At 69.0% G+C, this 8,561-nt stretch carries 5 protein-coding genes; all 5 read left to right on the top strand.

Annotation, left to right across the window (positions count from 1 at the left end; all coding sequences use genetic code 11):
• Positions 1 to 213: 213 nt before the first annotated feature.
• The 5 genes from IP86_RS24350 (at position 214) to IP86_RS24330 (ending at position 8,199) form a co-directional block, all read left to right on the top strand.
• Positions 214 to 633, top strand: a complete 420-nt coding sequence (locus tag IP86_RS24350; RefSeq protein WP_054165021.1) for a globin family protein — start codon at positions 214 to 216, stop codon at positions 631 to 633.
• 253 nt (positions 634 to 886) lie between these two features.
• A complete protein-coding gene (locus tag IP86_RS24345) occupies positions 887 to 2,119 on the top strand; it encodes an NAD(P)/FAD-dependent oxidoreductase (protein WP_054165020.1) in 1,233 nt (410 codons plus the stop codon).
• A 7-nt stretch (positions 2,120 to 2,126) separates the two neighbouring features.
• Positions 2,127 to 3,893: a NirA family protein gene (locus tag IP86_RS24340; protein ID WP_054165022.1), complete on the top strand. Its 1,767-nt coding sequence runs from the start codon at positions 2,127 to 2,129 to the stop codon at positions 3,891 to 3,893.
• Positions 3,890 to 5,506 carry a sulfite reductase subunit alpha gene (locus IP86_RS24335; RefSeq protein ID WP_054165019.1) on the top strand — a complete coding sequence of 539 codons (1,617 nt, stop codon included), beginning with the start codon at positions 3,890 to 3,892 and terminating at the stop codon, positions 5,504 to 5,506. Before IP86_RS24340 ends, IP86_RS24335 begins: the two co-directional genes overlap by 4 nt.
• Positions 5,506 to 8,199 carry a nitrate reductase gene (locus IP86_RS24330; RefSeq protein WP_054165018.1) on the top strand — a complete coding sequence of 898 codons (2,694 nt, stop codon included), beginning with the start codon at positions 5,506 to 5,508 and terminating at the stop codon, positions 8,197 to 8,199. Before IP86_RS24335 ends, IP86_RS24330 begins: the two co-directional genes overlap by 1 nt.
• Positions 8,200 to 8,561: the final 362 nt, after the last annotated feature.

Raw genomic sequence — 8,561 nt, 5'->3', positions numbered from 1 at the left:
AGCCCGGAATCCATAACCACCGCCAGGGGATATGGATTCCGGGCCTGCGCCCCAAGCGGGGCGCATCCCGGAATGACGGAGTGAACTTGGCAACCGTGAGACTGAGGCACCCGTCATTGCGAGCGCAGCGAAGCAATCCAGAGCGCCAAGCACGCAGCTGGATTGCTTCGTCGCTTCGCTCCTCGCAATGACGCCCCAACCGGAGGACCGACCATGACTCCCGACCAGATCGCCCTCGTGCAGCAGAGCTTCAGCAAAGTCGCGCCGATCTCCGAGCAGGCGGCGAGCCTGTTCTACGGCCGGCTGTTCGAGATCGCCCCCGAGGTGAAGCCGCTGTTCGCCAAGGCTGACATCCGCGAACAGGGCAAAAAGCTGATGGGCACGCTGGCCGTCGTGGTCGGCGGCCTGACCGACCTGCCGTCGATCCTGCCGGCGGCCAGCCGCCTCGCCAAGCACCACGTCGGCTACGGCGTCACCGCCGCGCACTACGCACCCGTCGGCGCCGCCCTGCTGTGGACGCTGGAACAAGGCCTCGGCGACGCCTGGACGCCGGAGCTGAAGGAGGCTTGGACCGGCGCCTACACTACGCTGTCGAGCTACATGATCGGCGAAGCTTATGGTGTGCCGGCGTGATGACGGACCTTGCGAGATTTCGGATGAACGCAGGCGTCAGCCGCGACTCGCGGCCCCCACACCCTCCCCTGGAGGGGGAGGGTCGCTCGCGCAGCGAGCGGGGTGGGGTGGCGACGAGTTCATCCGCCGTGCTCGCGGCTCACCCCACCCCGTCGCGCATCCCGCTATGCGGGGTGCGTGCCGACCTTCCCCCTCAAGGGGAGGGTGAACAAGACCGCGTCGCTTTCGCTCTCCTGCAGCATAAGGCGCGCCGATGAGCGAGCCGCTCGTCATTATCGGCAACGGCATGGCGGCGGTGCGGCTGGTCGAGGAGCTGGCGAAGCATTCGCTCGGCCGCTACGCGATCGCGGTGATCGGCGACGAGCCGCGGCTCGCCTATAACCGCGTGCTGCTGTCGTCGGTGCTGGCGCGCGAAGTGTCGAGGGCGGAGATCGAGCTGCGGCCGGCGCAGTGGTGGCGCGACCGCGGCGTCACGCTGCTGTACGGCCAGAGCGCCGCCGCCACCGCGATCGACGCCGGCATTCGCCGCGTCCGTCTCGCCACCGGCGCGACGCTGCCGTTCTCCAAGCTGGTGATCGCCACTGGCTCGAAGCCGATCCGCCTCGCCGTCAAGGGCATGGAGCTGCCCGGCGTGCTGACCTTCCGCGATCTCGCGGATGTCGCGGCGATCGAGAAAGCCGCGTCCGGCGGCCGCCGCGCCGTGGTGATCGGCGGCGGCCTGCTCGGGCTCGAGGCCGCCTACGGCCTCGCCAAAGCCGGCGCTCAGGTCACGGTCATCCATCTGATGGACCGGCTGATGGAGCGCCAGCTCGATCCGACTGCCGCGGCGATGCTGAAACGTGCGGTGGAGCACAAGGGCATCAGCGTCGAACTCAGCGCCGACACCGCAGCAATCAGCGGCGACGGCCGCGTCGAGGCGGTGCTGCTCGCCGATGGCCGCAGCCTGCCGACCGATCTCGTCGTGGTCGCCGCCGGCATCCGGCCGAATGTCGAGCTGGCGCGCGGCGCCGGCATCGAGATCGGCCGCGGCATTCTGGTCAACGATCAGCTGCAGACCAGCCTGCCCGGCATCTACGCGATCGGCGAATGCGCCGAGCATCGCGGCGCCTGCTACGGCCTGGTCGAGCCGGCCTACGAACAGGCGCGGGCGCTGGCGTCGCATCTGTCCGGCGGCGACGGCGCGTATCGCGGCAGCGTGCTCGCAACTAATCTCAAAGTGTCGGGCGTCGATCTGTTCTCGGCCGGCGATTTCCTCGGCGGCGCCGGCTCCGAAGCCATCATCATGACCGACCCCGGGCTCGGCAGCTATCGCAAGCTGGTGATCAAGGACGGCAAGCTGACCGGCTGCGTGTTGTTCGGCGATACGAACGATGGGCTCTGGTATCTCGAACTGATCCGCTCCGGCCGATCGATCGAAACCATCCGAAACGACATGATGTTTGGCCGCGCGCTCGCCGCCCGCGCCGACAAGACCGTGGCGGCGTGAGGGACTGATGGGCAGCGAATTCACGATCGACCAGAAGCGCTATCTCGAAGGTTTTGCCTCCGGCGTCACCGCCGCACGGGCGCAGCGCGGCGCCCTGCCCGCCGGCGGCGCCGCCGCGCCGACTGGTCCGGACGCCATCCATATCGCCGCGCAGGATCGCTTCACCGCCGCCGGCAAGAAACTCGCCGAGCAGGAGAAGTGGAAGCGCGAGGAGCATCCGTTCGACGCCTATCGGCGGTTGAAGCAGCAGGCGAAAGACAATGTGCCGCCGAAGCCGGCCGACAATTTCCGCTGGCGCTATTACGGCCTGTTCTACGTCGCGCCGGCGCAGAGCTCGTATATGTGCCGGCTGCGCATTCCCAACGGCGTGCTGAGTTCGTGGCAGATGGCGGGGCTCGCCGACATCGCCGATAACTGCGCTGGCGGTTACTCGCACGTCACCACGCGCGCCAATCTGCAGATGCGCGAAATCGAGCCCAAGAACGCCGTGACGCTGATCGAGGGCATCGAGAGCCTCGGCCTGTGGGCGCGCGGCTCCGGCGCCGACAACATCCGCAACGTCACCGGCTCGGCGACCGCCGGCATCGATCCGCAGGAACTGCTCGACACCCGGCCTTACGCCCGCGAGTGGCACTTCCACATCCTCAACGAGCGCGCGTTCTACGGCCTGCCGCGCAAGTTCAACGTCGCCTTCGACGGCGGCGGGCTGATCCCGACGCTGGAGGACACCAACGACATCGCGTTTCAGGCGGTGAACATCGCGGATGGGTTCGGCGTCGAGCCCGGCGTGTGGTTCCGCCTCGCGCTCGGCGGCATCACCGGCCACAAGGACTTTGCCCGCGACACCGGCGTGATCGTGCGGCCGGATGAGGCGACCGAGGTGGCGGACGCGATCGTGCGCGTGTTCATCGAGCACGGCGACCGCACCGATCGCAACAAGTCGCGATTGAAGTACGTGCTGGATCGGATGGGCTTCGATGCGTTCCTGACGCTCGTCGAGGATCGCCTCGGCCGCAAGCTGGTGCGCGTCCCGGCCGAGGCCGCGCAGCCGCGTCCGGCGCAGGATCGCAGCGCGCATATCGGTGTGCACCCGCAGAAGCAGGCCGGGCTCAACTGGATCGGCGTCAGGCTGCCGCTCGGCAAGCTGACCAGCGCGCAGATGCGTGGCCTCGCCGACATCGCGCGCAGCTTTGGCGACGGCGATATCCGCCTCACCGTCTGGCAGAACCTGCTGATCTCCGGCGTCGCTGATACGCGCATTGCTGATGCGACGGCTGCTATCGTCGCGCTCGGCCTCGCGATCGATGCCAGCCCGCTGCGCGCCGGCCTGATCGCCTGCACCGGCGCCACCGGCTGCCGGTTCGGCGCGGCGCAGACCAAGGAGACCGCCGAGGCGATCGCGCAGTGGTGCGAGCCGCGTATCACGCTCGACACGCCGATCAACATCCACGTCACCGGCTGCCACAACACCTGCGCGCAGCACTACATCGGCGACATCGGCCTGATCGGCGCGCGCGTGGCGATCTCGGACGAGGACAGCGTCAACGGCTTTCACATCCATGTCGGCGGCGCGTTCGGCGAGCGCGCGGCGATCGGCACCGAGGTGCTGCGCGACGTCAAGCAGGAGGATGCGCCGCAAGTGATCGAGCGGATGCTGGGCGTGTATCTGGCGCAGCGCACCTCGCCTGACGAAACCTTCCTCGACTTCACCCGCCGCCACGACGAGGCCGCGTTGAAGCAACTGTTCGCCACCGCGCCGGAGACCACGGCATGAGCCAGAATATGCCGCCCCCGCTCCCGATGCTGATCCCGGAGAGCGCGCCGTTCTCCGATGAGCAGCGCGCCTGGCTCAACGGCTTCTTCGCAGGCCTCGTCTCGCTGGACGGCAGCGGCGTCACCGCGCTGTCGAGCGAACAAGCGGCGGCGCTCCTCGCCGGCGGCCCCGCGCCCGCGGCCGAAGACGACGACGGCGGCGCGCCGTGGCACGACCAGACGCTGCCGATCGGCGAGCGCATGCAGCTGGCGGAAAGCAAGCCGCTGCGCTGGAAGCTGATGGCCGCGATGGCGCAGCAGGATTGCGGCCAGTGCGGCTACGACTGCCGCAACTACTCAGGCGCGATCTTCGAAGGCAAAGAGACGCGGCTGAACCTGTGCGCCCCCGGCGGCAAGGACACCGCCCGCATGGTCAAGACGCTGGCCGAGCAGATCGGCAGCGCGCCCGCCGCCGCTGCGCCGACCGCTACGACCGAAGTTGCGCCGACCGCAGCGCTGCCGCCGCGCGGCACCTCGCGCGATAATCCGGCGACCGCCAAAGTGCTGTCCCGTCGGCGATTGAACAAGGGCTCGTCCGAGAAGGAGACCTGGCACATCGAGTTCGAGCTCGAAGACGGCCTCGCTTACGAGGTCGGCGACTCCTTCGGGCTGTTTCCGAGCAACGATCCAGCGCTGGTCGATCTAGTGCTGAAAGCGCTCGGCGCGCCCGGTGACTTCCCGATCGCGGACCGCACGCTGCGCGCGGTGCTGACCGACGCCGTGTCGCTGGCGCCGGCGCCCGACATGCTGTTCCAGCTAATCAGCTACATCACCGGCGGCGACAAGCGGAAGACCGCCCGCGCGCTCGCCAACGGCGAGGATCCCGACGGCGACGCCGCGACGCTCGACGTGCTGGCGGCGCTGGAGAAGTTTCCCGGCATCCGGCCCGATCCGGAAGCCTTCGTCGAAGCACTCGATCCGCTGCAGCCGCGCCTGTATTCGATCTCGTCGTCGCCCAAGCCGATCCCCGGCCGGCTGTCGCTGACGGTCGATTGCGTACGCTACACTGTAGGCAAGCGGCAGAGACTCGGCGTCTGCTCGACCGGCCTCGCCGAACGCGTCGCGCCGGGCGACACCGTCCGAGTCTACGTGCAGAAGGCGCACAATTTCGCCCTGCCCGCCGATCCGAACCAGCCGATCATCATGATCGGCCCCGGCACCGGCGTCGCGCCGTTCCGCGCCTTCCTGCACGAGCGCCAGGCGGTGAATGCGCCGGGCAAGAACTGGCTGTTCTTCGGCCATCAGCGCAGCGCCTGCGATTTCTTCTACGACGATGAGCTCAACGCGATGAAGCGCAGCGGCCTGCTGACGCGGCTGTCGCTGGCGTGGTCGCGCGACGGCGCCGAAAAGATCTACGTGCAGGACCGTATGCGCGAGGTCGGCCGCGACCTGTGGAGCTGGCTCACCGAGGGCGCCAACATCTACGTCTGCGGCGACGCCAAGCGGATGGCCAAGGATGTCGAGCTGGCACTGGTCGACATCGTCGCCCAGCACGGCGCACGTACGCAGGCCGAAGCCACCGCCTTCGTCTCCGACCTGAAGAAACACGGTCGCTACCAGCAGGACGTTTACTGATGAATGCTTCCGCGCAACATCCGCCGGCGGTCCGCACCACCTGCGCCTATTGCGGCGTCGGCTGCGGCGTGCTCGCCAAGCCCGACGGCCTCGGCGGAGCCGCGATCAGCGGCGATCCCGAGCATCCGGCGAACTACGGCCGGCTGTGCTCCAAGGGGTCGGCGCTCGGTGAAACGCTGGCACTGGACACGCGGCTGCTACACCCGATGCGGCGCGGTGCCGACAGCGCAATGGCGCGGACGTCGTGGGAGGACGCACTTGCGACGGTGGCGAATGGGTTCGCCGAGACCATCGCCAAGCACGGCCCGGACTCGCTCGCGTTCTATCTCTCCGGGCAGCTGCTCACCGAGGACTACTACGTCGCCAACAAGCTGATGAAGGGCTTTATCGGCTCGGCCAATGTCGACACCAATTCGCGGCTGTGCATGGCGTCCTCGGTGGCCGGCCATCGCCGCGCCTTCGGCAGCGACACCGTGCCGGGCAGCTACGCTGATCTCGACGAGGCCGATCTGATCGTGCTGGTCGGCTCCAACGCGGCATGGTGCCACCCGGTGCTGTATCAGCGCATGCTCGCCAACAAGCGCACGCGCGGCACCAGGATCGTGGTGATCGATCCGCGCCGCACCGCCACGGTCGAGGACGACGACCTGCATCTGCCGGTCGCGCCCGGCATGGACACGGCGCTGTTCAGCGGCCTCTTGGTGCATCTCGCCGACACGCTGAGGCTCGACTACGACTACCTCGACGTGCACACCGCCGGCTTCACCGAAGCTTTGGTGCGCGCCCGCGAGATCGCGCCGGATCTCACCGCCATCGCGGCGGCGACCGGCGTCGAGGCGGCCGACATCGCCGAATTCTTTGCGCTGTTCCGCGGCACCGCGAAGGTCGTCACCTGCTATTCGCAGGGCGTCAATCAGTCGGCGCAGGGCACCGACAAGGTCAATGCGATCATCAACTGCCATCTCGCCACCGGCCGGATCGGCAAGCCCGGCATGGGGCCGTTCTCGCTCACCGGCCAGCCCAACGCGATGGGCGGCCGCGAGGTCGGCGGCCTCGCCAATCAGCTCGCCGCGCATATGGGGTTCGAGCCCGACTCCGTCGATCGTGTCGGCCGGTTCTGGCGCGCGCCGAATATGGCGCAACGCGAGGGGCTGAAGGCGGTGCAGCTGTTCGACGCAATCGGCCGCGGCGAGATCAAGGCGCTGTGGATCATGGCGACCAACCCGGCCGTCTCGCTGCCGCGTGCCGGCTTCGTGCAGGAGGCGCTGAAGAAGCTCGACCTGCTGGTGATCTCCGAGAACGTAATCAGCAACGACACCGTGGCCGCCGGTGCGCATGTGTTGCTGCCGGCCGCGGCGTGGGGCGAGAAGGACGGCACCGTCACCAATTCGGAACGCCGGATCTCGCGGCAGCGCGCGTTCCTGCCGCTGCCCGGCGAAGCCAAGCCGGATTGGTGGATCGTCGGTCAGGTCGCGCAGCGCATGGGCTTTGCCGAGGCCTTCGCCTATCGCTCCGCCGCCGACATCTTCCGCGAACACGCGGCGCTGTCGGCGTTCGAGAACGGCGGCAGCCGCGATTTCGACATCGGCGCGCTGGCGACGCTGAGTGACGACGCGTATCACGCGCTGGCCCCCGTGCAGTGGCCGGCGCCCGCCGGCGCGCCACTCGCCGATTCGCGGTTCTTCGCGGACGGGGCTTACTACACGCCGGATCGCAAGGCGCGGCTGATCGCGCCGGCGCCGCCGGCCGTGCACGAAGCGCCCTCGCCCGCGTTTCCGCTGCTGCTCAACACCGGCCGCATCCGCGACCAGTGGCACACCATGACGCGTAGCGGCCTCAGCCCGCGGCTCAGCGCACATCTGCCGGAGCCGTTCGTCGAGCTGCATCCGGACGACGCCGCCCAGCATGGGCTGCTCGACGGCGGCTTCGCGCGGATCACGACGCGCTATGGCGCCTGCGTGCTCAAGGTGATGATCAGCGCCGGCCAAAAGCGTGGCACGTTGTTCGCGCCGATCCATTGGAGCGGCGAGACCGCGGCGGACGCGCGGGTCGGCGCGCTGGTGGCACCGATCACCGATCCGTTCTCGGGCCAGCCGGAAGCCAAGGCGACCCCGGCCGCGATCGCGCCGGTGGACTACGCACTCCGCGGCTTTGCGCTGACGCGCGGCACGCTGCAGCTGCCGGCGGACAGCTGGTGGGCCAAGGTCGCGGTGCGCGGCGGCGCCGCGGCGCTGATCGCCAGCAATGCCTCCGCGGCGGAATGGCGGGCGCAGGCGGCGGCGCTGTTCGGCGATGGCGTCGAACTCGCCGAATATCTCGACGAGCCGCGGCAGAGCTATCGAGCCGCAGCGTTTCAGGACGGCAGACTGGTCGGCTGCCTGTTCGTCGGCCCGGCCGACGCCGCGCCGCAATGGGACGCGGTGAAGGCGCTGTTCGAGGCCGAGGCTCTCCCCGTCCCGCAGCGCCGCGCCGTCCTGTCCGGCCGCTCTACCGACGGCCTCGCCGACCCCGGCCCGACCGTCTGCGCCTGCTTCGGCGTCGGCCTCCACACCATCCGCGACGCGATCGACAGCGGCACGGCGGTCAGTGTCGAGGCGATCGGCAAGAGTTTGCGCGCGGGGACGAATTGCGGCTCGTGCCTGCCGGAGCTGCGCAAGATGGTGGCGGGCGCGAAGGTCGGCGAGACGACGTGAGGCCCGAACGCGTGGGGACGGCGCTCCGCGCTATCGGACGTGCTGGGACGGCGCTGCGCCTTGGCCGCCCCTACGAACTACACGTTCGTCATTCCGGGGCGCGCCTCTTGGCGCGAGCCCGGAATCCATAACCCCTACGCTCTCGGCTGGTTACTAAGAGATCCGCTGCCGTACCCTACCGTAGATGCTGCGGCGTATGGATTCCGGGCTCGCTCGCTTCGCGAGCGCCCCGGAATGACGAACGAGAGGGTGCCGACGGCGCAGCGCCGCGCGCCTGTTTGAATCCGACGAACGACGAACTAACAACTCATGCCGGCGGGCTCCCTCGCCCCGCTCTTGCGGGGAGAGGGGTGGGGTGAGGG

This window comes from Rhodopseudomonas sp. AAP120 (assembly GCF_001295845.1).
Classification (GTDB): Bacteria; Pseudomonadota; Alphaproteobacteria; order Rhizobiales; family Xanthobacteraceae; genus Rhodopseudomonas.
Note: the sequence above shows the minus strand (reverse complement) of the source record. Positions and strands in the feature narration are given on the sequence as shown.

What these genes read in the sequence shown, in the direction of transcription:
- IP86_RS24350 (WP_054165021.1), top strand. Translation starts at nt 214, where the DNA reads ATGACTCCCGACCAGATCGCCCTCGTGCAGCAGAGCTTCAGCAAAGTC.
- IP86_RS24345 (WP_054165020.1), top strand. Translation starts at nt 887, where the DNA reads ATGAGCGAGCCGCTCGTCATTATCGGCAACGGCATGGCGGCGGTGCGG.
- IP86_RS24340 (WP_054165022.1), top strand. Translation starts at nt 2,127, where the DNA reads ATGGGCAGCGAATTCACGATCGACCAGAAGCGCTATCTCGAAGGTTTT.
- IP86_RS24335 (WP_054165019.1), top strand. Translation starts at nt 3,890, where the DNA reads ATGAGCCAGAATATGCCGCCCCCGCTCCCGATGCTGATCCCGGAGAGC.
- IP86_RS24330 (WP_054165018.1), top strand. Translation starts at nt 5,506, where the DNA reads ATGAATGCTTCCGCGCAACATCCGCCGGCGGTCCGCACCACCTGCGCC.